Origin of the sequence: Chryseobacterium indologenes, from assembly GCF_001295265.1 — a bacterium.
Taxonomy (GTDB): domain Bacteria; phylum Bacteroidota; class Bacteroidia; order Flavobacteriales; family Weeksellaceae; genus Chryseobacterium; species Chryseobacterium indologenes_A.
In genome coordinates, this window is record NZ_LJOD01000002.1 from 335,631 (window position 1) to 361,678 (window position 26,048).

Genomic DNA, 26,048 nt, shown 5'->3' on the forward strand with positions numbered 1-26,048 from the left:
TGTTGTTTTAAAAAAAATAATCCTAAATTGAATACTCTTATGAAAAAAATATACATTGTTTCCGCACTCACGATAGCTGTCACAGCATTCTCACAAAAACCGCTCGAAAAAGTAGAGCCTGCTTTCTGGTGGAAAGGAATGAAAAATCCTGAACTCCAGATTATGGTGTATGGAAAAGACGTTGCTAACCATCAGATTGAGCTGTCAGAAGGTGTGAAAATAAAAGATATTCAGAAAACTGACAATCCCAATTATGCTTTTGTTACCGTTAATACCAATGAAATCAATATTCAGAAATTTACCATCAACATTAAAAACGGTCAGCAGAATCTGGGATCATACTCTTATGAACTGAAGCAGAGAAATCCCGGATCAGCGGACCGCGAATCCTTCTCCTCAAAAGATGTGATGTATCTCATTATGCCGGACCGCTTTGCCAATGGTGACGAAAGCAACGACTCCCGGCCGGATCTGACAGAAAAAGCAGACCGCAGGCTTCCCAACGGAAGACACGGCGGCGACTTAAAAGGGATCATCAAAAATATTGATTATATTCAAAACCTGGGGGCTACAGCGGTATGGCTGACACCTGTAAATGAAGACAATGAAAAGGTGTATTCCTATCACGGATATGCACAGACTGATCTCTATAAAATAGATGGAAGATACGGCACTAACGAAGAGTACAGGGAGCTTTCCCGTGAGCTGAACAAAAGAAAAATGATGCTGATCATGGATTACGTTACCAATCACTGGGGCGTTTCCCACTGGATGATCAAAGATCTGCCTTCCAAAGACTGGATCCATTGGTTTAATGATGGAGAAAAAGGGTTCAGACGGTCCAACTATAAAACAACCACTCAATTTGATACCAACGCATCTGAAATTGATAAAAAATACGCCCTGGACGGCTGGTTTGATACAACAATGCCCGATATTAACCAGAAAAACCCTCTGGTATTGAAATACCTTACCCAGAATGCCATCTGGTGGATTGAATATGCTGAATTAGGAGGCTTCCGGGTAGATACCTATCCCTACAATGATAAAGAAGCAATGGCTGCCTGGGCAAAAGCCATTACCGATGAATATCCTAAATTTAACATCGTAGGAGAATCATGGCTTTATACTGCAGGCCAGATCTCAGCATGGCAGAAAAATTCTAAAACAGGAGAAGCAGCCGGCTACAACTCCAATCTGCCTTCCGTAATGGATTTCATGCTCTTTGGTGATATGCCGAAAGCTTTTAAGGAAAAAGAAAGCTGGGACAGTGGAATGATAAAACTCTACAATTCATTTACCAGCGATTTTTTATATCCTGATATCAACAATATCCTCGTGTTTTTCGAAAACCATGACACCGAACGTTGGAATGAAATTTTCAAAGGAGATCCGAAAACCTACAAAATGGCACTGGCGCTCATTGCTACTGTTCGTGGAATTCCGCAGATCTATTACGGTTCAGAAATCGGAATGCGCGGGAATAAGAAAAAAGGCGGTGATGCCGATATCCGAAGAGACTTCCCGGGAGGCTGGAAATCCGACAGGCAGAATGCGTTCAATCCATCAGAGCAAACCTCTGAGCAAAAAGAATTTTATCAGTTTACACAGAAATTATTAAACTGGAGAAAAGGAAAAGAAGTTATCCACACCGGTAAAACCAAGAATTATGTCCCTAAAGATGGCGTTTTTACCTATTTCAGATACAATGATAAAGAAAGTGTAATGGTTATAATCAATAACAATAAAAAAGACCAGACCATAGATCTGAATTATTTTGAAGAATCCCTCAGGGGAGTTTCTAAAGGGAAAGAAATCATTTCCGGAATAGACCTGAACTTAACACATAGTATAACAATTCCAGCAAAAACGTCGTTTATTATTGAACTTGAAAAATAAATAATACCTATGAAAAAAATACTAGCTGTCTATACATTAATCCTGTTTTTATCGGGATTTTCGATACTTTCGGCCCAGTCTGTCAAAACATTTGAGAAGGAAAAATCAGAGATCAGCATCATGCTTGACGGCTTTAATACGGCTGCTGCCAAAGCCGATTTTAATGCCTATTTCAATTATTTTGCCGATGAATCCACCTTTATAGGAACCGATGCCACAGAAATTTGGGATAAAAAAGCATTCATGGTCTGGGCAAAACCTTATTTCGACAAAAAGAAGACCTGGAACTTTACCGCCCTGAAAAGAAATATCCATTTCAGCAAAGACGGGAAACTGGCATGGTTTGATGAACTATTGAATACTCAAATGAAAATCTGCAGAGGCTCAGGTGTGGTAGAAAAAATCAATGGCAGCTGGAAAGTAAAGCAATATGTACTTTCCATGACAGTTCCTAACGATGTAGTAGACAAAGTAGTGGCTGAAAAAACGGCTATAGAAGACGTGTTGATTCAAGAATTAAAGAAATAAAGATGAAGGACTCTCATAAAACGGTTTCAAAAAAAATCAAGCCCAACCTTTCCCTGCCTCAGATCATCAATATGAGTATGGGGTTTCTGGGAATTCAGATGGCTTTCGGACTGCAGAATGGTAATGCAAGCCGTATTCTGGCTAACCTGGGAGCAGATGTTCATGAATTATCATGGTTTTGGCTGGTAGCTCCTATTACAGGATTGATTGTCCAGCCGATTATCGGGCACATGGGAGATAATACCTGGAGCCCGTTAGGAAGAAGAAAACCTTACTTCTTAATCGGTGCTGTTCTTTGCGCCATAGGATTGGTGCTGCTGCCCAATGCTGCTTCTGTCACCAGTATGTTTGCAGCCAGTGCACTGTTACTGGCGGTTATATTTCTTGCGATGATGGATGCTTCCGTTAATATTGCAATGGAACCATTCCGGGCGTTGGTAGGAGATATGCTGCCAAAACATCAGGGGACAGTAGGATTTTCTGTGCAGACCATCCTGATCGGATTTGGTGCTGTTCTCGGTTCCTATCTTCCGGACTGGCTGACTAAACTTGGAATTTCCAATGTTGCTCCGAAAGGCTTTGTGGCAGATAATGTAATTTATTCCTTTTATGTAGGGGCTGTATTGCTTCTTATCTCCATCTTATATACCATTGTTACCACCAGAGAATATTCCCCGCAGGAATTCGCAGAATTTGAAGAAGAAGGTGCAAAAACAGAGAAAACACATTCTAAGTTCTCCGATATATTCAAAGATTTTGCAGCGATCCCTGCACAGATGAAAAAGCTGGGGATTGTTCAGTTTTTCTCATGGTTTGCCCTGTTTACCATGTGGGTATTTACTACGAGTGCCCTGGCTACCCATCATTTGGGACTTTCTCCTGAAGATACCCATTCCAAAGCATTCAACGATGCCGGAGACCTTACCGGGAAACTGTTCGGAATGTACAATCTCTGGGCGATTCCGTTTGCATTTCTATTGACACCTATTGCAAAATGGATCGGGAAAAAACAAACCCACGCTTTAGCCTTATTATGCGGAGGATTGGGACTGATCTCGATGTATTTCATTAAAAACGTCGATCACCTGTGGATCTCCATGATCGGATTAGGATTTGCCTGGGCAAGTATCCTGGCGATGCCCTATGCAATGCTGATTGAAGTAATTCCGCAAAAGAAAATGGGCGTTTACATGGGAATATTCAATTTCTTTATTGTGATTCCGCAGATCATCAACGGATTACTGGGAGGTCCTATTGTAAGCAGTATCTTTGGAAAACAGGCAATGGATTATGTTGTTGTGGGAGGTATCTGTATGCTTATCGGTGCTCTGGTAACCATGATCTTCGTTAAATCAGAAGACGAAACCCCAAAAGAAATACAGGAAGAAATCCAACAGGTACATTTTTAAAAAGCATAGCTTACAATAAATAATAAAACTGAAAAGCAGGATTACAAAAACCGTCTATCATTTAAAAGAATACAGACTTTATTCAATAAAAGCGGGCTTCAGCCCGCTTTCAATTTTATCTCATCCCCTTAATCACCTTTCTTAACCTACATCAACACATTTCAATACCCATATCACGTACATTTGTACCATAAATAATCACAGAATGAAAACAGTATATCATAAAGCAGATTCAAGAGGCCATGCCGATCATGGATGGCTGAACAGTTACCACACATTCAGTTTTGCCAACTATCAGAATAGAGACAGAATGAATTTTGGAGTATTGAGAGTATTGAATGACGATACCGTTACACAGGGAATGGGATTCGGGACACACCCGCACAGGGATATGGAAATTATTTCAATTCCTCTGGAGGGAGATCTTGAGCATAAAGATTCAATGGGAACCACAGCGGTGATCAGAAAAGGAGAAATTCAGGTGATGAGCGCCGGAACCGGAGTAATGCACAGCGAATACAATAAAAATAAAGATGTTCCGGTAAAATTCTTACAGATCTGGGTTTTCCCGAAAGAGCTGAACGTAGAGCCGAGATACGACCAGAAAAGCATCAAAGAAGGAGAAAAGATCAACGGATTCCAGCAGATCTTATCACCCAATAAAAATGATGACGGAGTATGGATTCATCAGGATGCATGGTTCAATATCGCCAACTTTAAAAAAGGGAACGGCAAAAACTATATGCTGCACAAAAAAGGAAACGGAGTATATGCTTTTGTTTTGAAGGGAAGTGCCAAAGTTGGAGACCGAATTCTGAATGAAAGAGACGGACTTGGAATCTGGGACACCCAGAGTTTCAATATTGAAGCAAAGGAAGATACCGAGATCTTATTGATGGAAGTACCGATGGAGCTGCCGGCTTATTTAAAGTAATTCAATAATTACTGATCTTTTCCTGAGCAAAATCTGTTCAGGAAAAAGATCGTTACGGATAAAAAACTTCGCGATATTTGCGATACAAAATAATACATACCTTAAAAATATAGACAATAATGAAAGTTTTAGCAATAGCAGGAAGCAATTCAGAAGTTTCCATGAACAGACAGCTGGTGGCTTATGCAGCATCCATGTTTGAAAATGCAGAAGTAGAAGTAATAGACCTTAATCTTTTTGAAATGCCGATTTATAAGCACGAAAGAGAATTGGCAGGTGGTGTACCTCAGGAAGCTCACGATTTTGCATCAAAAATTGACGGTGCTAATCTGCTTTTGGTTGCATTACCGGAGCACAACGGAACATACTCTACAGCATTCAAAAACGTATTCGACTGGGTATCGAGAATCAAAGACAGAACCGTATGGAATGAAGTACCTATGTTATTAATGTCAACTTCCCCGGGCGGAAGAGGCGGAGCCGGAGTTTTAGAAGCAGCAACGAAGCGTTTCCCTTTCCACGGAGGAAATATTGTAGAAACTTTTTCACTTCCTTTCTTCAATGATAATTTCGATAAGACAGAACAGAAAATTTCTAACGAAGAGAAAAACACCGAATTAAAGGAGAAAATCAGAAAGATGGCAGCCATTGAAACCATCCTTGAAAAATAGAATTTGAAAATTCATTTAAAATTACTATTTTTGCAAAAAGAAAAGAGATGAAAATTCAGACCACTTTTAAAGAATGTTTTTCAAAGAAAGGAAAAACTGTGGGCTCTGAAATTCTGAGATAAAATAACGGCCGATAATCTACCAAGATTGTCGGCTTTTTTATTTTCTGAATCTGAATTAAAAAGTAATTGAAATATTAAAAGATAAGAACATTCAGGACATCAGATGAAAGGCAATTAACCATCTGAAAATCTGGAATCCGATATCTAAAAATCTAAGCAGACATGAGCAACACTTACAAATCAGCAGGAGTAGACAAAGAAGAAGGGTACAAAACAGTTGATAAGATCAAAAAAGCAGTAGGAGAGACCCACAATTCCAATGTACTGAACCATCTGGGAAGCTTTGGAGCTTTCTATGAGATAGGAGGATACAAAAACCCGGTACTGGTTTCAGGAACAGACGGTGTAGGAACAAAACTTAAAGTAGCTTTGGATACCAAAAAGTATGACTCTATCGGAGTTGACTGTTTTGCCATGTGTGCCAATGATATTCTGTGCCACGGTGCAAAACCATTGTTCTTCTTAGATTATCTGGCCTGCGGTAAACTGGATTCCGAAATCGCAGCAGAGATCGTTCTTGGAATGGTAAACGCATGTAAAGATAACAACTGTGCATTAATTGGTGGGGAAACTGCTGAAATGCCAGGAATGTACCAGCCCGGAGATTACGATGTTGCCGGATTTTGTGTTGGAATTGTAGAAAAAGATGAGATTATTGACGGCTCCAAAATCAAAGCAGGAAATAAAATCATTGCCCTTCCAAGCTCAGGATTCCACTCCAACGGATTCTCACTGGTAAGAAAAGTATTCCCGGATTTTGAAGAAGAATTTGAAGGGAAACCGTTATATGAAACCCTTTTAGTCCCTACAAGACTTTACTTTAAAGACATCCACAAAGTAATTGAAGAAGTAAAAGTAAGCGGAATTGCTCACATTACAGGAGGCGGACTTTACGAAAACGTTCCGAGAATTATTCCTGAAGGATTATGTGCTTCCATTGATGCTTCAAAAATCAAAGTTCCAGGTGTAATGCTTGAACTGGAAAAAAGAGGCGGAGTAGCCCGTGAAGAAATGTTCGGCACTTTCAATATGGGAGTAGGAATGGTCATCGTAGTAGATGCTGAACATGCTGAAAAAGTATTACACCTTTTAGATGATGCCTACGAAATCGGAGAGATCACAGAAGGTGCAGAGAAAATTGATTTGAAATTTTAAATGACATCAGATTTCAGATCTTGGACATCAGACTCTACGTCTGTAATCTTCAATCTGACATCTAACATCTGAATAATGAAAAACATCGTTGTACTTGTTTCCGGCTCAGGAACCAATCTTCAGAGAATCATTGATACCATTGAAGCAGGGGAAATTGAAAATGCAAAAGTATCTTTGGTTGTTGCAGACAGAGAATGTTACGGACTGGAAAGAGCAAAGAACCATACAATAGAAACTCTATTGATTCCAAGAGGAAAGAACTTCAGCAGTGAACTGGCCAAAGTGATCCCGGCAGATACAGACCTGATTGTTTTAGCAGGATTTTTATCCATTCTGAAATCTGAATTCTGTGAAAACTGGAAGGGAAAAATTATCAATATCCATCCGGCATTGCTTCCGAAATTCGGAGGAAAGGGCATGTGGGGAATGAATGTTCATAATGCCGTTATTGAAGCAGGAGAAAAGGAAAGCGGGGCTACCGTTCATTTTGTTACCTCAGGAATTGATGAAGGAGAAGCTATTCTTCAGAAATCATTTGAAATAACAGCAGAGGATACTCCTGAAACATTAGCAGAGAAAGTTCACCAGATAGAATATGAAATATTTCCTTTAGCCATCAATAAGGTACTGGGAAACAAATAATGTAACAATCTGATAATGTACCAATCATTTATTGTTACATTGTTAAACTGATACACTGCTACATTAGCAAAAATCTAAGTAAAATAAAAATAAGTCCGGAGGTGAAAGAACCGGCTACAGTTTGAAATAGCTGTAAAAAGTAAAAATTGAAAGTCCCGGAAGGGCGGTTTAAAACAGACATAGGGCAGAATCCTATGAAAAAATCGAAAGTAAAATGAGTAAAAAGAGAGTTTTAATCAGTGTCTCAGACAAAAGCGGATTAATTGAATTTGCACAGTTTTTGGAAAACCAAAATTATGAATTGATCTCCACAGGAGGAACATTCAAGCATTTGAAAGACGCTGGTTTAAATCCCATTCAGATTGATGAGGTAACCAATTTCCCTGAAATGCTGGACGGAAGAGTGAAAACACTTCACCCGAAAGTTCACGGAGGGCTTTTAGCAGTCCGCGCCAACGAAGAGCACATGAAAACAGTTCAGGAACACGGAATTGGCCTGATTGACATGGTGATCGTAAACCTTTACCCCTTCTTCGAAAACGTGAACAAAGACATTTCTTTACACGAGAAAGTAGAGTTTATCGACATCGGCGGCCCGTCAATGCTTCGTTCTGCTGCTAAGAATTTTGATTCTGTTACCGTAATTACAGACGTAGAAGATTATGCTGCAGTTAAACTGGAAATGGAACAGAACGGAGACACCTACATTGAAACCCGTAAAAAGCTGGCAGGAAAAGTATTCAACCTTACCTCTGCTTATGATGCCGCTATTTCAAGAATGCTTTTAGAAGAAGACTATCCGGCTTACCTGAATGCTTCCTACAAAAAAGTGGCAGACCTTAGATACGGTGAAAACCCTCATCAGACAGCAGCTTACTACGTTTCTACTTTCGAGAACGGTGCTATGAAGGATTTCGAGCAGCTGGGCGGAAAAGAGCTTTCCTTCAACAACCTTCGGGACATGGATCTTTGCTGGAAAGTAGTGAATGAATTCAAAGAAGAAATGGCATGTTGTGCTGTAAAACACTCAACCCCTTGCGGAGTAGCGATTGGAACTTCAGCACTGGAAACTTATCAGAAAACTTTCGAATGTGATCCGGTTTCCATCTTTGGCGGAATTGTTGCCATGAACTATACCATTGATGCTGCTACAGCTGAAGAATTAAACAAAACCTTCCTTGAGATTGTAATGGCTCCTGATTTTAATGAAGAAGCACTTGAAATTTTAAGAAAAAAGAAAAACCTTAGAATCATCAAGATCGTAAACCCTGTTTCCGACAAGCAGACCTGGGTAAAAGTGGATGGAGGAATTCTGGTTCAGGATAACGACACTCATTTCTCTGACGATATCAAAGTTGTTACGGAGGTACAACCAACAGAAGAACAGAAAAAAGCGTTACTTTTCTCCCAGAGAGTAGTAAAATATGTAAAGTCAAATGCGATTGTGGTTTCCAACGGAATTCAGGCTTTCGGAATCGGAGGCGGACAGGTAAACAGAATCTGGGCTACACAGCAGGCCATTGAAAGGGCAAAAGAGAAATTCTCCGGAGATCTTGTTCTGGCTTCTGATGCGTTTTTCCCTTTCCGTGACGTGGTAGATTTCTGCGCTCAGGAGGGTATCAAAGCAATCATTCAGCCGGGTGGAAGTGTAAAAGATCAGGATAGTGTAGAAGCTGCAAATGAGCACGGTATTCCAATGATGTTTACCGGAGTCAGACACTTTTTCCACTAATTAAAATAGAATTAAAATACAATCAGGGATTGTATTTATAGCATTCAAAATTATATATTTGTACAATAAGACTAGATAATAAATAAAGTATGAGAATATTAATCATAGGTGAAGGCGGTAGAGAATCTGCTCTAGCAGCAAAGCTTCAGAATGACCCGAGAATTTCTAAAATGTTTTTTGCCAACGGGAATGCTACTACCGATGTAATAGGGAAAAATGTTCATTTATCAGAAATCAAAGAACTTAGAGATTTCGCGATCAAAGAAAAGGTAGATCTTACGATTGTAGGTCCGGAAGCCCCTCTTGTAGCCGGTTTGAAGGACGAATTTAAAAAGCACGATCTGAAAGTTTTCGGCCCGACGCAAAAAGTGGCGAGTCTGGAAGGTAGTAAAGCTTTCTCTAAGAAATTTATGCAGACCTATGATATCAAAACAGCCAAAGCTGTCGTATTTGATTCATACAACGATGCTAAAGAATACGTTCAGAAACAGCAGTTTCCTTTAGTAATCAAGGCCAGCGGTCTTGCAGGAGGAAAAGGAGTAGTGATCTGTGATACGCTGGAAGAAGCAGAAGCAACGATCCACGATTTCATGATCAGAAGAATCTATGGTGATGCAGGAATCCGTTTGGTTATTGAAGAATATCTGCAGGGTTTTGAAGCTTCCATCATTGCATTCTCAAACGGTGAAAAGCTTTTCCCTTGTATCGCGGCAAAAGATTATAAAAAAGCCGGAAACGGAGATACAGGCCCAAATACAGGAGGTATGGGATCAGTAGCGCCAAGCCCGGAATTTACACAGGAACATTATGCTGATTTCGAAAAAAATATTTTAGAACCTACCATTAAAGGTCTTAAAGGAGAAGGATTCAGCTTCAAAGGAATCATTTTCTTCGGATTAATGGTTACCAAAAACGGAACTTACCTTCTTGAATATAACATGAGATTCGGAGATCCTGAAACTCAGGTGCTGATGGCTCTTATGGAAAACAATCTTTTAGATGTAATCCAGGATTGTATGGAAGGAAAAGACATTGAACTTAAATTCAAAGACGAAAAAGCAGTATGTCTGGTAATGTGTTCAGGAGGATATCCAAGAAACATTGAAACCGGTTTTGAAATCTCCGGTGAAGATAAAGTGAAGCACAGCAAACTTTTATATGCAGGAGCCATCAGAAAAGGAGACAAAGTAGTTTCAAACGGAGGAAGAGTACTGAATATTGTAGCTACAGGAGCTACTTACGATGAAGCCCGCAAAAAAGTGTACGAAGACGCAGCTCATGTACACTTCGACTATGGTTTCTTCAGAGAAGACATCGGAAAGTTTTAATAAAAATCACGAAAAAAGATTTGGATCACCTCCAAGTCTTTTTTTGTAAAACAGTTAAATAAGCAATAAGCTTTAGGCTACAGGCAGTATGCTTATTGCGGTATGGAAAGCTTATAGCCTGAAGCCTGTTGCTTAAAGCTTTTAAATTAATCATCATTTATCAATTATCAAAAATGAACAACGGTATTATTATCTTAGATTTCGGATCCCAGTACAACCAGCTTATCGGAAGAAGAATCCGTGAAATGGGCGTATACTCTGAAATCTTACCTTACAATACACCTTTACAAGATATCTTAGCAAAACAGCCTAAAGGAATCATCCTTTCCGGAGGACCAAGTTCCGTGAATGCAGAAAATGCCCACCTGGTAGAAAAAGAATTATACGAACAGGGAGTTCCCGTTCTTGGAATCTGCTACGGAATGCAGATGACAGCTCACCTTTTAGGAGGAAAAGTAAACAAAGGCGAAAAAGGAGAATATGGTAAGGCTCACTTAGAAATCGTTAAAGAGAGTTCTCTGTTAAAAGGAGTTGCTCAGAATTCCGTGGTGTGGATGAGTCACTTTGACGAAGTAGGAGAATTGCCGGCAGGCTTTGAGCTGAATGCCAAATCAGGCGTAATTGCTTCTATCTCTAATGAAGAAAATAAAATCTACTGTGTTCAGTTTCACCCGGAGGTTTCTCATACCGAAGAAGGCGGAAAAATGCTTGAAAATTTCGTTTTCGGAATCTGTAATGCAGAGAAAAACTGGAAACTGACTAACTATATTGAAAAAACAGTTGAAGAAATCCGTGAAAAAGTAGGAAGCAACAAAGTTATCCTTGGACTTTCAGGAGGAGTAGATTCTTCTGTAGCAGCTGTTTTGATCCATAAAGCAATCGGTGATCAATTGACTTGTATCTTTGTAGATACAGGATTATTGAGAAAGGACGAAGGCAAAAAAGTAATGGATCAGTATGGAGAGCATTTCCATATGAACATCAAAATGGTAGATGCCAAAGAAAGATTCCTTTCCAAATTGGCTGGAGTAGACGATCCTGAAGCAAAAAGGAAAATCATCGGAAACGAATTTATCCACGTATTCGACGAAGAATCCCATAAAATTGAAGGCGCTAAATTCTTAGCTCAGGGAACCATTTATCCGGACGTAATCGAAAGCCAGTCGGTAAACGGACCATCTGCCGTAATCAAGTCTCACCACAACGTTGGAGGACTTCCTGAAGATATGGAATTCGAGCTGTTAGAGCCGCTAAGAGAGCTTTTCAAGGATGAAGTAAGGAGAGTAGGAGAAGAATTAGGTATCCCTCATCACCTGGTATACAGACACCCTTTCCCTGGTCCCGGATTAGGAATCAGAGTATTGGGAGCAGTAGATGCTGAAAAAGTAAGAATCCTTCAGGAAGCAGATGATATTTTCATTGAAGAGCTGTACAAAAATGATCTTTACGAAAAAGTATCCCAGGCTTTCGTAGTTCTTCTTCCCGTAAAATCAGTAGGAGTAATGGGAGACGAAAGAACTTATGAATATACAGCAGTAGTTCGTTCAGCCAATACCATCGATTTTATGACCGCAACGTGGAGCAGACTTCCTTATGAGTTCCTGGATACTGTTTCCAGCAGAATCATCAATGAAGTAAGAGGAATCAACAGAGTAGCCTACGATATTTCAAGCAAACCGCCTGCAACCATTGAGTGGGAATAATTTGAACTTGAACTGAGAATATGAATCCTGCCCGTTTGGGTGGGATTTTTTATTGATATTATTGAAATAAAATAGAATCAGTTACAAAATCTCCACAGTATGAGCATGGCTTGGATTTAGAGCCGAAGAAGAACCGTTTGATCCATGCGAGTTTGAAAATTTTAGGAGTCAATATCAATTTTTAGCGGATGATTCCGGTCTTGAATTTTGTATACTTTTTTCAAGAAAAAGTATAATAATAAGAAAATAATCCTAAGCTTATGCTCACCTTGGGCGTTTGTTGGTCGCAGCTTTTGAGCCTGAATCATAAAATGGGCAATATGGCAGTTAAATTTATAGAAATGACGGAAGAAGTACCTTTATATAAAGATTTAAGTAAAATATTTTCCCTAAATTTAAGTAAAATTACATCAGATGCAAATAGAAACAAGGCCCCTGAGTGTTCAGGATTATGAAGAACTGGCAGAAACGATGAAAAGGGCTTACCCGCAGATGTCCGAGTCCATATGGTCTAAAAAAAGCATTGAAAAGCTTACCCGGATATTCCCGAAAGGACAGATCTGTATTACTGTAGACGGAAAGCTGGCGGCCGTAGCACTTTCAATCATTGTTAACTACGAAGAATTCGGGGACGACCATACCTACAGCGATATTACGGGAAATTATACGTTCAACACCCATTCAGACACCGGAAATGTTCTGTACGGAATTGAGGTGTTTGTAGATCCTGAATTCCGCGAGCTGCGTCTCGGACGAAGACTGTATGATGCCCGGAAAGAACTTTGCGAACTTTTGAACCTGAAATCTATCGTTCTCGGTGGCAGGATCCCGAATTACCACAAATACAGCCATGAGTTTTCTCCAAGAGAATATATACGTAAAGTAAGAGATAAAGAGATTTATGATCCCGTATTGTCTTTTCAGCTTTCCAATAATTTCCTGCCGATCAGGGTTCTGAGAAAATACCTTCCTGAAGATGAGGCTTCCAGGGAAAACGCTGTTCTTCTTCAGTGGAATAATATTTATTACAGCAAACGCCCGAATACCATGCAGGACAGCATTATCCGTCTGGGATTGGTACAATGGCAGATGAGGCACTTCAAGGATATTGATGCGTTTTATGAACAGGTGGAATTTTTCGTGAATGTAATGGGAGATTACAAGTCTGATTTTGTTCTTTTCCCGGAATTATTCAATACCCCCTTACTGGCTCCTTTCAACAACCTTTCAGAAAGAGACAGTATGATAGAATTGGCCAAGCTTACAGATCAGATCAAAGGAAAAATTTCAGATCTGGCGATCAGTTATAATGTGAACATCATTTCAGGAAGCATGCCTGTTTTTGAAAATAATGAACTGTATAATGTAAGCTATCTTCTGCATCGTGACGGGCGTATGGACGAGTACAGAAAAATTCACATCACCCCGAATGAAAAGAGATATTACGGAATGAAAGGCGGCAGCGAGATCAAAGTATTTGATACCGACTGTGGAAAAATAGGTCTTGTGATCTGCTATGACGTAGAGTTCCCGGAATTACCAAGAATTTTGGCAGATCAGGGAATGAAAATCCTTTTTGTTCCTTACCTTACGGATACCCAAAATGCCTATATGAGAGTTCGTCACTGCGCTGCGGCAAGAGCTATAGAAAATGAATGTTATGTTGCCATTGCAGGATGCGTAGGAAACCTTCCCAAGGTGAATAATATGGATATTCAGTTCGGGCAGGCAGCTGTATTTACCCCTTCAGATTTTGCGTTCCCGTCCAATGCTGTAAAAGGCGAAGCAACGCCCAATACGGAAATGACCCTGATTGTGGATGTAGACCTTAATCTGCTGAAAGACCTTCATCACAACGGTTCCGTTCAGGTAATGAAAGACCGGAGGAAAGACCTTTACGATACCTATCTGAAATAGTATAGTAACAATAAATGTCATTTAAAAACCACCTTCTGCTGTTGAGGTGGTTTTTGTTATAATATGAATCTTTTTGTAAGCAAAGATGAATGATAATTCCTTTTTATACTTGTAATTTGATCTGTTCCAAAAAAAGAGCAGATCAAAGCCTGCTCTGTATTTAAAGTGTTCTCAGATTTTACACATATTTAGGGCATACCACAGCCGGACAGATCATTCCCGGACATCTTGGTCTTCCGTCATCAGGACAGCACTTGTTGGAGCAGTTACCAATAATAATTCCGCTTCCTGAAATGGTTTTCAATTGTTCTCTTGATAGCTTGCTGTTACGTAAATTTTTCATTTCTAATATTTTTATAGGTTAGTTGTTTGAATCTGTAGATATAAAGATATAAATTTTTAATAAATAACGGAATTTGCTGTAAAATTTTTGGGATAATCATTTGAAGTCTCTGATAGGAATAATTTTTGGAGTAATTTGCACTCACTATTTAAAAGATATGTTTGACAAGCAGCAAAGAAAACTGAAAAGATCAGCCAGACTTATTTCCGTATTGAGCAAATATGGATTTAAAGATATGCTGGCAAGAATGAATACAGGAAATAAACAGGAACAGATCCCTTCGGATATTGATGAGGTGGTCTCAAAAGGAACGGTCTACGAAAGAATCAGGCTTGTACTGGAAGAGCTGGGGCCCACGTTTGTAAAACTTGGTCAGGCATTCAGTAACCGGGAAGATCTGCTGCCTCCGGAACTCATTCAGGAATTGCAGAAACTTCAGGATAAAGTGGAAACCGTGGATATGAATGTGGAAGAGGCACTGGAAAATGAATTCAATATTTCCGTGAAAGACTATTTCCTGGAAATCACAAAAGAGCCTTTAGCCACCGCTTCCATAGCACAGGTGTATAAAGCGGTTCTGCTTGATGGCAGCCCGGTTATTTTAAAGCTCAGAAAGCCGGATGTACAATCTGTGATTGAAGATGATCTGTTGTTGATCAAGGATATGGAAAAACTCGTATCTGCTTATTCTGAAATAGGAGAGAAGCTTAATCTGAAACAGGCCATTTCAACCTTTGAAAGATCGCTGCTGGAAGAAGTTTCCCTGATTAATGAGAAGAACAATATCCTGCAGTTCCGTCTGAATTTTAAAAACAATAAAGAAACCTATGTCCCGAAAGTTTATGAAGAATTTTCCAATAACAATATTCTTTGTATGGAATTCATCGACGGGATTAAAGTAACCGATAAATCTGTGCTTTTAGCTAATGATATTGATCCGGTAAAAGTTTCGGAAACCGGTTTGAGGCTTTTTGTATCCCAGATTCTGGATTATGGCTTTTTCCATGCCGATCCCCATGCCGGAAATATCCTGGTGAAAAAGAACGGGAAAATTGTCTTCATCGATTTTGGTGCTGTAGGAAAAATTCAGCCTAACGATAAGGAGATTCTTGAGAACCTAATTGTGAGTTTTGTGGCTAAAAATCCACATAAAATAGTACGCTACCTCAAAAAAATGGCAGTCAGTTATGAAATTCCCGACGAAAGAAGATTTGAAAATGATGTGGAAGATATTCTCAATTTCGTACACAGTTCCTCGCTTCAGAATATTGATGTACAGGTAATCATTAATAAAATGAAAGATATCCTGACACACAACAGGCTCTATATGCCGGATTATTTTTATCTGCTGTTTAAAGGCATCAGCCTGATAGAAGGAGTGGGAAGAAACATCAATCCTGATCTGGATATTGTGAAAAGCCTTCACCCGTACAGCCGGAAAATATTTACCAAAAAGATCAGTCCCAAAAATCTTTTAAAAACCGGGATGGACAGGATGATGAATTTCACAGACAATGTAGACGAAATCCCGAAAGAGCTCCGGTCTGTTTTACAGAAACTGGATGAAAATAAATTTACCGTTTCCAGCGAGATCAAAAATATTGAAAAAGTCAACCAGCTGATCAAATCAAGTGTGGTTAACCTGATTTTAGCCATGATTTTGGGCGCTAACATTATTGCTACAGCCATTGTTTTTGTTTCGGAAACAGGACCAAGAATAGGAGAGTTATCCTTGGTAGCAGTATTGGGCTTTATTTTTTCAGTATTATTAATTATTATATTGCTGCTTAGAGTGGCCAGGAAATAACCATCACTTATAAAAAATATGAAAACATTTATTTTAACCGCCCTAACGTTTTGCAGTTCATTATTCACGGCTCAGGAAGTCGGAGAAAAACTTCAGGGTGACTTTGACGGAAACGGAACAAAAGAATATGCTTATGTAAAAGTAAGCGATTGTGGAGAAGAATGTGAAGGAAAGTGTGAAACTACTGTTTATTTCAGTGATAAAAACATGAAATCATTTGTTATTGCAATGGCTAACAGTGGTACTTTGTTCAATTTGGGAGATCTCAACAACGACGGTAAAGATGACCTGGGATTTTATCCTAACTGGTGTACCAGCTGCTGGCATGCGTTTTATGTATATACCTTAAATAAAGCAGGCTGGAAACCTTTGGTCCCTTCTATTTCCACTCACTGTTCTCAGTGGGAAGAAGATAAATTCCCGATTAAAAAAGATCCGAAAAAGAAAGGATATGTCATCATCACCTCAAGCAAATTTGAAGATGATGATATTAAGATAAGCAGCAAAAGCGTTAAGCTGTAGAAGGATAGCCTGGTGTTTAACGCGTAGCTCATAGCTTTGCAGCTAACTTCCGGTCTCCGGTTTCTGACTTCTAATTAAATGCCTATCTTTGCACCATGGAAAAACTCACTTTTGCAGATTTTGACCTGCCGGTTAAAATTCTTGATGTTTTAGCGGATCTGGAATTATTTGAACCTACCCCTATTCAGGAGAAGAGCTTAAAGCCTATACTTTCCGGAAGAGATGTAATGGGAATTGCACAAACCGGAACCGGAAAAACATTAGCTTATCTTCTGCCCGTTCTTAAAACATGGAAATACAGTAAAACAGGGAACCCAACTGTTTTAGTGCTTGTTCCTACAAGAGAATTGGTGGTTCAGGTAACTGAAATTCTTGAGAAGCTGACAGAAAATATTACAGCAAGAGTGATCGGGATATATGGAGGGAAAAATATCAACACTCAGAAATTACTGTTCAATGACGGCTGTGATATTTTAGTGGGAACACCGGGAAGGGTAATGGATCTTGCCATAGACAATGCCATTTCCCTGAAAGAAGTGCAGAAGCTGATTATTGATGAATTTGATGAAATGCTTAATTTAGGTTTCAGACCACAGCTTACCCACATTTTTGAAATGATGAAAGAGAAGAGACAGAATATTCTTTTTTCCGCCACCATGACAGAAGCCGTGGATGAGATGCTGGATGAATACTTTGCCAGTCCGGTGGAAATTTCATTGGCGAAGTCCGGTACACCTCTTGAAAAAATTGAACAGTCTGCTTATAAAGTTGAAAATTTCAATACCAAGATCAACCTTCTTGAACATTTGCTGAAAAATAATGATGAAATGTCTAAGGTGCTGATCTTCAATAATAACAAAAAACATGCTGACCTGCTGTTTACTAAAATTGATGAACTCTTCCCGGGACAGTTTGATGTGATTCACTCCAACAAATCTCAGAATTACAGGCTTAAAGCTATGAAAAGGTTTGAAAATGAAGAGATCAGAGGACTAATTACTACCGATGTTATGGCAAGAGGTCTTGATATTTCAGATATTACCCATGTTATCAACTTTGAAACACCGGATATTCCCGAACAGTATATTCACAGGATCGGTAGAACGGGTAGAGCTGATAAAGACGGTAAAGCCGTTACTTTTGTGACCAAAAAAGAAGAACCTTTAATCCTTGATATAGAGCTTTTAATGGATAAGGATCTTCTGTTTAATGATTTCCCTGAAGATGTAAAGATCAATCCTAAGAAAATAGCTTCCGAAGAAGAACATGTTGCGATGAAAAATCCAGCTCCTGTAAAGCTGAACGAAGGAGGCGGAGCATTTCATGAAAAGAAAGCCAAAAACACAAAAGAAAACTGGGGTGGACCATCCAAAAGAAAGGCCCCTAAAAAGTTCGGAGCCAACAGGGCTCAGCAGAAAGCAATTTCAAAATCTAAACGAAAGAAATAAAGAAAAACGATTCCAGATCTGGAATCCGTTTTTCTTTATTATCATTTTTCTCCGGAAAATCAGGCACATTATAGCCTCAATAGGCGAATTTCCGAAAGGTTTTATTATTTCATATAAGGTTTCATCTCCTTAGCCCAGATCTGATATCCTTCCGGTTTAAAGTGGAGCATGTCTTCCACGAAAATATCTTTTCTAACCTTTCCATTAGAGTCTTCCATGGCCTTGGTAACATCAATAAACTCAGCATTGGCCTCTTTCTTCATAAAAGCGGCGATCTTTTTATTGGCTGCTTTCATCTGAGGCCACAGCTTTTCTCTGCTTGGAGAATACTTGATGGAAATATAATCCACCTCAATATTGGGAAACCTCTCACGTATTTTTTTGTAAAAAGCTTTATATCGGTTGACTACTTTTTGAGGTTTCAGTTTATGATTATCAGCAAAATCATTCTCACCACAATAAATGATGATCTGCTTTGGCTGATAAGGGGCTAAAAGATCATCAGCAAAATCATTAAGATCGGTCAGGCGTGAACCACCGAATCCTCGGTTTATAATTGTTTTGCCTGGAAAATAATCGGCAACATCAGTCCATTTGGTGAAGGATGAGCTTCCTATAAAAAGAATGGCATCTTTGGGAGGCGGGTTTTCCTGATCGGTTTTTTTGAAATTCTGAATGTCCTGCCAGAACATCGGCTTTTTTTCCTGTGAAAAGAAAAGGGTGAAATACAGCAGCAGAAATGCTGAAAGAATCTTCTTCATTATAATCAGTTTTTAAAATACAGGTTAAAAATAATAAAAAACTCCCGATAAAACCGGGAGCTTAGAATATTTATCTTTTATAGGTAATGTAGGTTATATCGTCTACATCATCATCATTTTGATCGTAGGCGCCAAAAAGTTGAGCAACTTTCAGGTCCTGGCTGGTCAGTACTTCTACTCTGTACCATTTTTCATCGTCATTTTTAAATTTGGTACTCAGGAGCTTGGATTCCTGGTTGTAAGTAAATTCTCCTTCATTTTTTGCAGTGGGCGTACACTCAAGTCCCGTTCCTGAATAAGCAGTATAGCTGATGTAGTGATCACTTCTGAAATAAAGTGTATTTTTGGCCATACAACCTGTAGGAACTTCAGTTTTAATAACAGTTTTATTATCCTTTCCAGAAATAATCTCTATTTTGCTGACTTTCCAATCCCCGCTCATCATCTCCAGTTCATAGGCTTCCATATCGTCATCGTCACAGGAAGTAAGTGCCAGCGCTGAAAAGGCAAATAAAAGTAGTCGTTTTTTCATTTTCACAAATTTAAGAATATGCTAAAATATAAATAAATTTGAAATATTTATAATGAAATAAAGCTTTTTTAAACGAATGTTTATAAATAAAACGATTCTGGAGGAAATGTACGGGTTTTTAAGACAAAAAATACATAGAAAAGATTAATTGAAGATGAAAAAGTCTATAATTCCTTATTGGGAATAAGCACTCGACCAATATATCATTTCATCATCTTTATTAACTTGTGAAAAACCCAGTTTCTTTAAAAGATGAATTGATCCCAGATTATCTGTTGCACATCTGGCGGTTATTTCTTTGACCATTCCCGTTGAAAAAGCCCATTCTATCAAGGCTTTTGAAGCTTCTTCCGCGTAGCCTTTTTTCCGTTCCCCTTCAATGATGCCGTAACCGATGTCTACACTGCTGTCAGTAAAGTTAAAGCCCTTAAATCCGGCGTCCCCGATAATCTCTTTAGTATCGTTTTTAATGATCATCCAGGATTCAAATCCGGTGGGATTTTCTACAGAGGACAGATTATTGATTATTTTGGGCAGTGTTTCCAGTACGTCATGATCAGGCCATCCTATTCCTTTCTTCAGTCCGGCTTCATATAAGTCTTCAAAATCGTTATTCAGTATATTATTACAGATTTTTATGGTATACGGAATAAGAAGTAATCTATTGGTAATGATTGGGTTTATTGGTTTTTCCAAAGGTTTGTCAGTTTTTTTCAGTTCACAAAGTTAATAATGCAGAAGATGCTTTGTTTATATAATCTATCCATAAAGACATTTTTATATGAACAGTTAAGCTGTCTATTTTGTCTATGCTATTTTCCATCGTTATTCTTGTTCCGGACTGAGGTTAATATAAATTTTCATCTACACGTATCTGTTCTAGATATTTATTGATCTCACCTCAGGAAAGTTAAAAGAATCATCCTCAAAATTTAAATTCGGGATCGGATAATCCAGTTCTTCGGCCAGCGCTGAAACAGTAGCATATACAGCAATTAAATGATTGGTATCAACAGCCAGCCATCTGACAGTATTTATCCCCACTTCTAAATGACGGCTATTAAATTTTCTTTTATAATAATCATGAAATATGTGAACTCCCAGCTCACAAACCTGTTTCCATTTCAAGTCTGCATTATAAACAATGGATAGTTCCCTTATCTGATCTGAATAAGAACATTCAAGACCAATTTCAAAAAAAAGGCCCCTATTCCCGGTTTGTTTTCTTAACATATGAATCATGGTTAAGATTTGATGGATAAATTAGCCATATGATGATTTTTTAAGGTAATTTCAATGGCTGGTAATAGAAATGAGGCTGACCTTTTTGAACAGCCTCAAAGTATATTATATAGAGTATATCCTGGCTTTGGCCCAACATAAGATCTGAAAACTTAATAGCTCATTTCTACAATCTTATAGGCATCTTGAGGCGTCAGCTTTTTATATTCACCTAATCCTGCCCAGTTCCTTTCTGTAAAGGCTTTTTCCACTCTTTCGGCGGTTCCGTTATAATTCTCAGTATATTCGGAAAGTCTGGTTTTAATGTGAAGGCTGTGGAAGAACTCTTCCAGTTTTTTAATTCCCTGTTCAGCTTTTTCTTCTAGGGTTCCGTCTTTAATTCCCCAAACCCTTTCAGCATACTGGGCTAATTTACCTTTTTTCGCTTCAAAATTATAGCGGTAATGTGACGGAGCGATAATGGCTAAGGTTCTTGCATGGTCAATTCCAAAGTATGCGGTAAGTTCGTGCCCCATTGCATGTACGGCCCAGTCTGTGATTACCCCCTTCTGAATAAGCCCGTTTAAAGCCATTGTACAGCACCACATGAAATTTCCTGCTGCATCATAGTTGAACTCATCTGCCAGTACTTTAGGAGCCGTTTCCTGAAGGCTGATCAGGATACTTTCTGCAATTCTTTCCTGAAGGTCTGCAGAAGAAGGAGCTGTCATATACTGTTCAAGAACGTGAGTATAAGCATCTGTAATACCATTTACAATTTGGTTTTTGGGAATGGTTCTGACCACTTCAGGATCCAAAACAGAAAACAGCGGGAAGAGTCCGGGGCCTCCGGATGATAATTTTTCATTGGTCTCTCTCCTTGAGATAACATAACCTGAGTTCATTTCAGAACCTGTGGCAGGAAGGGTAAGAATACTTCCGAAAGGCATTCCCTCACCTTCAAAAGTTCTCACAGATTTTCTAAGAATATCCCAAGGCTCTCCGTCATAGTTGGCAGCAGCTGAAAGAAACTTAGTTCCGTCAATGACAGATCCGCCTCCCACAGCGAGTAAAAAGTTGATGTTTTTTTCTTTGATAAACCGTAAGGCATCCATCAGAACCTCATATTCAGGATTGGCAGGAACACCGCCGAATTCATACAGCTCATGATCTTTCAAAGCCTCCTTTACCTGATCATACACTCCGTTGTTTTTGATGCTTCCGCCTCCATAAATCATTAATATTCTGGCATCCTGAGGAACTTCTTTGGAGATTTTAGCGATTTCCCCTTTCCCGAAAAGTATTTTAGTTGGATTTTTAAACTCGAAATTAAGCATTGTTCTAAATTTATTGTACCCAAATTTACGGAAAGACTACTGAAAACTGCGTTAATGAAATTTTAAAATTCTTATCATGACCTTTCATAAAAACTATGGAAGGCTTTCTTTTTGGTGAAACAGAGGAATTAATTTTTCAGCACAATTTTATAATAGCCCTTTTCATCAGTTGCATTAATAACATTCTTAAAGACCAGACTTTTGATCTGGTAACCTTCACATCCTGCGTCAAATTTTGATGATTTGATGGAAAAATCAAACACATTGACGTTGGATGAGAATTTATAATTTTTTTCTCCATCAAAAGCACCTACCTTTTCTAAGATAACCTTATGATCACTGGTTTTGGTAAGTTCTATCCCGATATAGCTGCCATTTCCGGCATCTTCCTGAACCGTCATCGTGATCAGTTCTCCGTTTTCTATAAGATTTTCCCCGGCTTTGTTAACGAATTCGAAAACTATAGGCTGCGGAGGATTGTAACAGTCTTTTTCGCAGGAGCTGAAAAATAAAATAACTGAAAATAAAAGGAGTAATTGTTTCATATTCAGAGGTTGGAATTAAGATGTGCTGCCAAGTTACAAATTATTATCAGAACTTTTAAGGGAAGCCTCAAACTTAGTTTTCAAAGGTTTGAAACATTAGCTTTTAGTAGAAATACAGTCTTTAGCAGTTCCATAAATTCCGTTGTTTTTGATCTCTGTTTTTCCCGTTTTTCTATTGATTTTAACCGAGAAAGATTCTTTCACCTCCGGGCAATTCTTTGGCTTGGAAACATAAAGATAAATATGGCGGTCGTCTATTTTATAAGAACTGCCCGGTTTATTGCTGAAATCCACCGAAAAGCCATAAGTTTTAGCCAATAAAAGAGCTTCCGGAAGATTGTCTACAGTTCCGATGAAATCTCTTAGCTGCTGTTCGGTAGAAAAGTAGACCGTACGGCTGTTTTTACAGGCAAGGATGTAAGAAAAACAGGCATTTCCCACACACTGCTGGAAAAAGCCTTTTTCAGGAGCAGGATCATTGATGGTCATTGATTCAGGCATCTGACTGTCGTAAATGATTGCTTTATCCGGATCGGGATCATTTCGGAGAACCCGCCAGTATTCATAGCTTTTGTCCGGAATAATGAAAGGATAGAGGAGATCAGCATTATCCATGATATCCGGGATCTTTTTAAAATCATCAGGAACCGTAACCTGTGCGATGAACAGATTGGATATGGTCAGGAAAACAGTAGTGATGATTTTCATAAAAATGGTTTCCTGCAAATTTACAAAATGCTTACTGAAATTGAAATACAGGTTGTTTACAAAAATTTCATTGCATAACCGGGACTGATGTCCCCATTCATAACTGTATAAAGATCCGGATAATACATAGGATTAATGATATAAGGAAGCCCGCTTGTTATTTCATCCGTATTAATTATTTTTAAAGAAAAACTCATGTAAATTAAAAGCAAATCCACTACATTTGTTCATATGATACACGACCAACGCGCAGAAAAATTCAGGCAGATCGTGGAGAATAAATTCCAGATCTACAATTCATTATTTATGAGCCTGCCCTATGATAAAATGACGAATATCGGGATGCTCCTTCCGTTCCTTTATGAGGAAAGCCGGAATGGCTATGAAGCCGGAAAGACCCCCGAGGAAATCGTTGAAGAATTTTTTAAAAACCATACGGATCTCCAGTCTGAAGAACAGAAACTGGAACTGCTTTTCAAGATTATCCAGTACATCGAAAGGCAGGTCGTTCTTTTTGACAGTATTGAAGATGCGGCATTTCCCAATCTTCACTCCGAAAGTGATAACGGAACGGTAACCAATATGTTTGAACGCTCCTATCAGGATCATAAGTTGGAAAAAGTACGTGAAAAACTTAAAGATTTCACCGTGAAAGTAGTTTTTACAGCGCACCCTACTCAGTTTTATCCGAGTTCCGTACAGCGGATTATTCAGGATCTGAGAGGGGCTATTACCAATGATTCCGTTACCCAGATTGATATGCTGTTGCAGCAGTTGGGGAAAACTCCTTTCGTTAATAAAGAAAAGCCTACTCCTATTGATGAAGCTTTGAGCATTATCTCTTATCTGAGGTATGTGTATTACGATACCATCGGGGAACTTTTTACCAAGATTAAAAAGACCTTTGGAAACGGACATTTCCATCTTCATGAAGATATTATACAGCTTGGTTTCTGGCCGGGCGGAGACAGAGACGGAAACCCTTTTGTAACGGCTGATGTTACCAGAAGAGTAGCCGGAGAACTCCGTTCCGCGATTCTGAAATCGTATTACAGTCATCTTAAATTTATCAGAAGAAGATTAAGCTTCAGAGGAGTTTCAGAAGTTCTGTCGCAGCTGAATGATGAATTATATGATGCCATTTTTAACGGAAAAGATATTACTTCGGAAAATATCCTTAAAAGAGCCGATGAAGCAGAGAAAATACTGGTGAATGAACACAATTCCCTGTTTCTGGATCTGCTGGTTAATTTTAAGGACCGCGTGATGATTTTCGGAACCCACTTTGCTACTTTGGATATCCGCCAGGACAGCAGGATTCATCAGAAAGTGATTGATGAGGTTTTTGCAAAAATGAACAAGGATATTCAGGCTGATGAGACAGAGAAGTTCAGTAAACTTATTGAGATTTCGGAGCCGGTAAATCCTGATGACTTTGAAGATATTGTGAAAGACACCCTGCTGACGGTTTCACAGGTAGGCGAAATTCAGAAACTGAACGGTCACAGAGGAATGAACCGCTATATTATTTCCAATTCCGATGCGGTAAAAGATGTGATGAATGTGTATGCATTTTTCAAAATCTGCGGATATAAAGAAGAGGAAATTCATATGGATATCGTTCCGCTTTTTGAAACGATGGAGGGGCTTGCCAATGCGGAACATGTAATGAACGAGCTGTATCAGCATCCTGTTTATAAAAAGCATCTTGAAAGAAGAGGCAACCAGCAGACCATTATGCTCGGCTTTTCAGACGGAACCAAAGATGGAGGGTATCTGAAGGCCAACTGGGAAATTTACAAAGCCAAAGAAGTTTTAACGAAACTTTCCGTTCAGAATGGAATTAAAGTAGTATTCTTTGACGGCAGAGGTGGTCCGCCTGCAAGAGGAGGAGGGAAAACCCACGATTTCTATGCTTCACAGGGAAACACCATTGCTAATAATAAAATAGAGCTTACCATTCAGGGACAGACCATCACCAGTATTTTCGGAAACAAAGAGCAGGCAAAATACAATTTTGAACAGCTTCTGACCGCCGGAGTAGAAAATGATGTCTTTAAAAACTCCAAAAAAGACCTTACTGAAAAAGAAAGAGAGCTCATCATTGAGCTGGCTGAAATCAGCTATAAAAAATACTCCGATCTGAAAGCGCATCCTATGTTTGTACCATATCTTCAGGAAATGAGTACTCTGGAATATTACGGAAAAACGAATATCGGAAGTCGCCCCTCTAAAAGAGGATCCGGCAGCGAGCTGAAATTTGAAGATCTGAGAGCCATTCCTTTTGTTGGCTCATGGTCACAGCTGAAACAGAATGTGCCCGGATTTTTCGGATTTGGCTTTGCTATGCAGCAAATGAAAGAGCAGGGAAGGTTTGAGGAAGTAAGAGAGCTGTATAAAGGCTCAGATTTCTTTAAAACTTTAGTTCTGAATTCGATGATGAGTATGAATAAATCCTATTTCCCACTGACGTATTACATCAAAAATAATCCGAAATTCGGTGCATTCTGGAATGTTTTGTTTGATGAATATAGACTTTCCAGAGATATTATGCTGGAGCTTACGGGGTTCAAAATGTTACAGGAAGAAGATCCGCTGTCCAGAAAATCGGTGAAGATCCGTGAAAAGATTGTACTCCCGCTGCTCAGCATTCAGCAATATGCGCTGATGAAGATCCAGAAAGGGGAAGGTAATAAGGAAGCTTATGAAAAACTGGTTACCAGATCCTTATTCGGGAACATTAATGCAAGCCGGAATTCGGCGTAATATATACAAAACGCCTCT

Annotated in this window: 23 protein-coding genes; 15 read left to right on the plus strand and 8 right to left on the minus strand. The window is 39.0% G+C overall.

What is annotated here, in order from left to right:
- Positions 1-39: 39 nt before the first annotated feature.
- The 11 genes from AOB46_RS05575 to AOB46_RS05625 all read left to right on the plus strand — a co-directional run bounded on the left by AOB46_RS05575 (position 40) and on the right by AOB46_RS05625 (position 14,040).
- A complete protein-coding gene (locus AOB46_RS05575) occupies positions 40-1,899 on the plus strand; it encodes a glycoside hydrolase family 13 protein (RefSeq protein WP_062697337.1) in 1,860 nt (619 codons plus the stop codon).
- 9 nt (positions 1,900-1,908) lie between these two features.
- Positions 1,909-2,427 (plus strand): nuclear transport factor 2 family protein, encoded by a 519-nt coding sequence (locus tag AOB46_RS05580; RefSeq protein ID WP_062697123.1) that lies wholly within the window; start codon positions 1,909-1,911, stop codon positions 2,425-2,427.
- A 2-nt stretch (positions 2,428-2,429) separates the two neighbouring features.
- The gene (locus AOB46_RS05585; RefSeq protein ID WP_062697124.1) at positions 2,430-3,836 is read left to right on the plus strand and encodes an MFS transporter; all 1,407 of its coding nucleotides are present in this window, start codon (positions 2,430-2,432) and stop codon (positions 3,834-3,836) included.
- A gap of 205 nt (positions 3,837-4,041) precedes the next feature.
- Positions 4,042-4,770: a pirin family protein gene (locus AOB46_RS05590; RefSeq protein ID WP_062697126.1), complete on the plus strand. Its 729-nt coding sequence runs from the start codon at positions 4,042-4,044 to the stop codon at positions 4,768-4,770.
- Between the two features lie 119 nt (positions 4,771-4,889).
- Entirely contained in the window at positions 4,890-5,441 is a 552-nt protein-coding gene (locus tag AOB46_RS05595) for an NADPH-dependent FMN reductase (protein WP_062697128.1), read from the plus strand.
- 284 nt (positions 5,442-5,725) lie between these two features.
- Positions 5,726-6,718: a phosphoribosylformylglycinamidine cyclo-ligase gene (gene purM / locus AOB46_RS05600; RefSeq protein WP_062697130.1), complete on the plus strand. Its 993-nt coding sequence runs from the start codon at positions 5,726-5,728 to the stop codon at positions 6,716-6,718.
- A gap of 75 nt (positions 6,719-6,793) precedes the next feature.
- A complete protein-coding gene (gene purN, locus AOB46_RS05605) occupies positions 6,794-7,360 on the plus strand; it encodes a phosphoribosylglycinamide formyltransferase (protein ID WP_062697132.1) in 567 nt (188 codons plus the stop codon).
- A gap of 214 nt (positions 7,361-7,574) precedes the next feature.
- Positions 7,575-9,092: a bifunctional phosphoribosylaminoimidazolecarboxamide formyltransferase/IMP cyclohydrolase gene (gene purH, locus AOB46_RS05610; protein WP_062697134.1), complete on the plus strand. Its 1,518-nt coding sequence runs from the start codon at positions 7,575-7,577 to the stop codon at positions 9,090-9,092.
- Between the two features lie 89 nt (positions 9,093-9,181).
- On the plus strand, positions 9,182-10,420 hold the full coding sequence (purD, locus tag AOB46_RS05615; RefSeq protein ID WP_062697136.1) for a phosphoribosylamine--glycine ligase: 1,239 nt from the start codon (positions 9,182-9,184) through the stop codon (positions 10,418-10,420).
- Between the two features lie 155 nt (positions 10,421-10,575).
- Positions 10,576-12,123, plus strand: coding sequence for a glutamine-hydrolyzing GMP synthase (gene guaA / locus AOB46_RS05620; RefSeq protein WP_410470265.1), 1,548 nt, complete (start codon positions 10,576-10,578; stop codon positions 12,121-12,123).
- A 414-nt stretch (positions 12,124-12,537) separates the two neighbouring features.
- Complete coding sequence (locus tag AOB46_RS05625) at positions 12,538-14,040, plus strand: carbon-nitrogen hydrolase family protein (protein WP_062697140.1); 1,503 nt, start codon at positions 12,538-12,540, stop codon at positions 14,038-14,040.
- Between the two features lie 178 nt (positions 14,041-14,218).
- On the opposite strand, the gene AOB46_RS23615 is transcribed toward AOB46_RS05625, so the two are convergent.
- On the minus strand, positions 14,219-14,383 hold the full coding sequence (locus AOB46_RS23615; protein ID WP_185113845.1) for a hypothetical protein: 165 nt from the start codon (positions 14,381-14,383) through the stop codon (positions 14,219-14,221).
- A 157-nt stretch (positions 14,384-14,540) separates the two neighbouring features.
- Between AOB46_RS23615 and AOB46_RS05630 the strand changes: the two genes are divergently transcribed.
- From AOB46_RS05630 to AOB46_RS05640, 3 genes are all read left to right on the plus strand, one after another.
- Positions 14,541-16,190, plus strand: coding sequence for an ABC1 kinase family protein (locus tag AOB46_RS05630; protein ID WP_062697142.1), 1,650 nt, complete (start codon positions 14,541-14,543; stop codon positions 16,188-16,190).
- Between the two features lie 18 nt (positions 16,191-16,208).
- Positions 16,209-16,712 (plus strand): hypothetical protein, encoded by a 504-nt coding sequence (locus tag AOB46_RS05635; protein ID WP_062697144.1) that lies wholly within the window; start codon positions 16,209-16,211, stop codon positions 16,710-16,712.
- A 95-nt stretch (positions 16,713-16,807) separates the two neighbouring features.
- Positions 16,808-18,160: a DEAD/DEAH box helicase gene (locus AOB46_RS05640; RefSeq protein ID WP_062697147.1), complete on the plus strand. Its 1,353-nt coding sequence runs from the start codon at positions 16,808-16,810 to the stop codon at positions 18,158-18,160.
- Positions 18,161-18,264: 104 nt separating this feature from the next.
- Here AOB46_RS05640 and AOB46_RS05645 read toward each other — a convergent pair whose 3' ends face one another.
- The 7 genes from AOB46_RS05645 to AOB46_RS05675 form a co-directional block, all read right to left on the minus strand.
- Entirely contained in the window at positions 18,265-18,921 is a 657-nt protein-coding gene (locus AOB46_RS05645) for a GDSL-type esterase/lipase family protein (RefSeq protein WP_062697149.1), read from the minus strand.
- Positions 18,922-18,991: 70 nt separating this feature from the next.
- On the minus strand, positions 18,992-19,453 hold the full coding sequence (locus AOB46_RS05650; RefSeq protein ID WP_062697151.1) for a lipocalin family protein: 462 nt from the start codon (positions 19,451-19,453) through the stop codon (positions 18,992-18,994).
- Positions 19,454-19,627: 174 nt separating this feature from the next.
- Positions 19,628-20,149 carry a GNAT family N-acetyltransferase gene (locus AOB46_RS05655; protein ID WP_062697153.1) on the minus strand — a complete coding sequence of 174 codons (522 nt, stop codon included), beginning with the start codon at positions 20,147-20,149 and terminating at the stop codon, positions 19,628-19,630.
- A 183-nt stretch (positions 20,150-20,332) separates the two neighbouring features.
- Positions 20,333-20,695 (minus strand): hypothetical protein, encoded by a 363-nt coding sequence (locus AOB46_RS05660; RefSeq protein ID WP_062697155.1) that lies wholly within the window; start codon positions 20,693-20,695, stop codon positions 20,333-20,335.
- A 152-nt stretch (positions 20,696-20,847) separates the two neighbouring features.
- The gene (locus tag AOB46_RS05665) at positions 20,848-22,011 is read right to left on the minus strand and encodes an iron-containing alcohol dehydrogenase (protein ID WP_062697158.1); all 1,164 of its coding nucleotides are present in this window, start codon (positions 22,009-22,011) and stop codon (positions 20,848-20,850) included.
- Between the two features lie 128 nt (positions 22,012-22,139).
- Positions 22,140-22,556, minus strand: coding sequence for a hypothetical protein (locus AOB46_RS05670; RefSeq protein ID WP_062697161.1), 417 nt, complete (start codon positions 22,554-22,556; stop codon positions 22,140-22,142).
- A 96-nt stretch (positions 22,557-22,652) separates the two neighbouring features.
- The gene (locus AOB46_RS05675; protein WP_062697340.1) at positions 22,653-23,264 is read right to left on the minus strand and encodes a hypothetical protein; all 612 of its coding nucleotides are present in this window, start codon (positions 23,262-23,264) and stop codon (positions 22,653-22,655) included.
- Positions 23,265-23,495: 231 nt separating this feature from the next.
- Between AOB46_RS05675 and AOB46_RS05680 the strand changes: the two genes are divergently transcribed.
- Positions 23,496-26,030, plus strand: coding sequence for a phosphoenolpyruvate carboxylase (locus AOB46_RS05680; protein ID WP_062697163.1), 2,535 nt, complete (start codon positions 23,496-23,498; stop codon positions 26,028-26,030).
- Positions 26,031-26,048 lie beyond the last annotated feature (18 nt).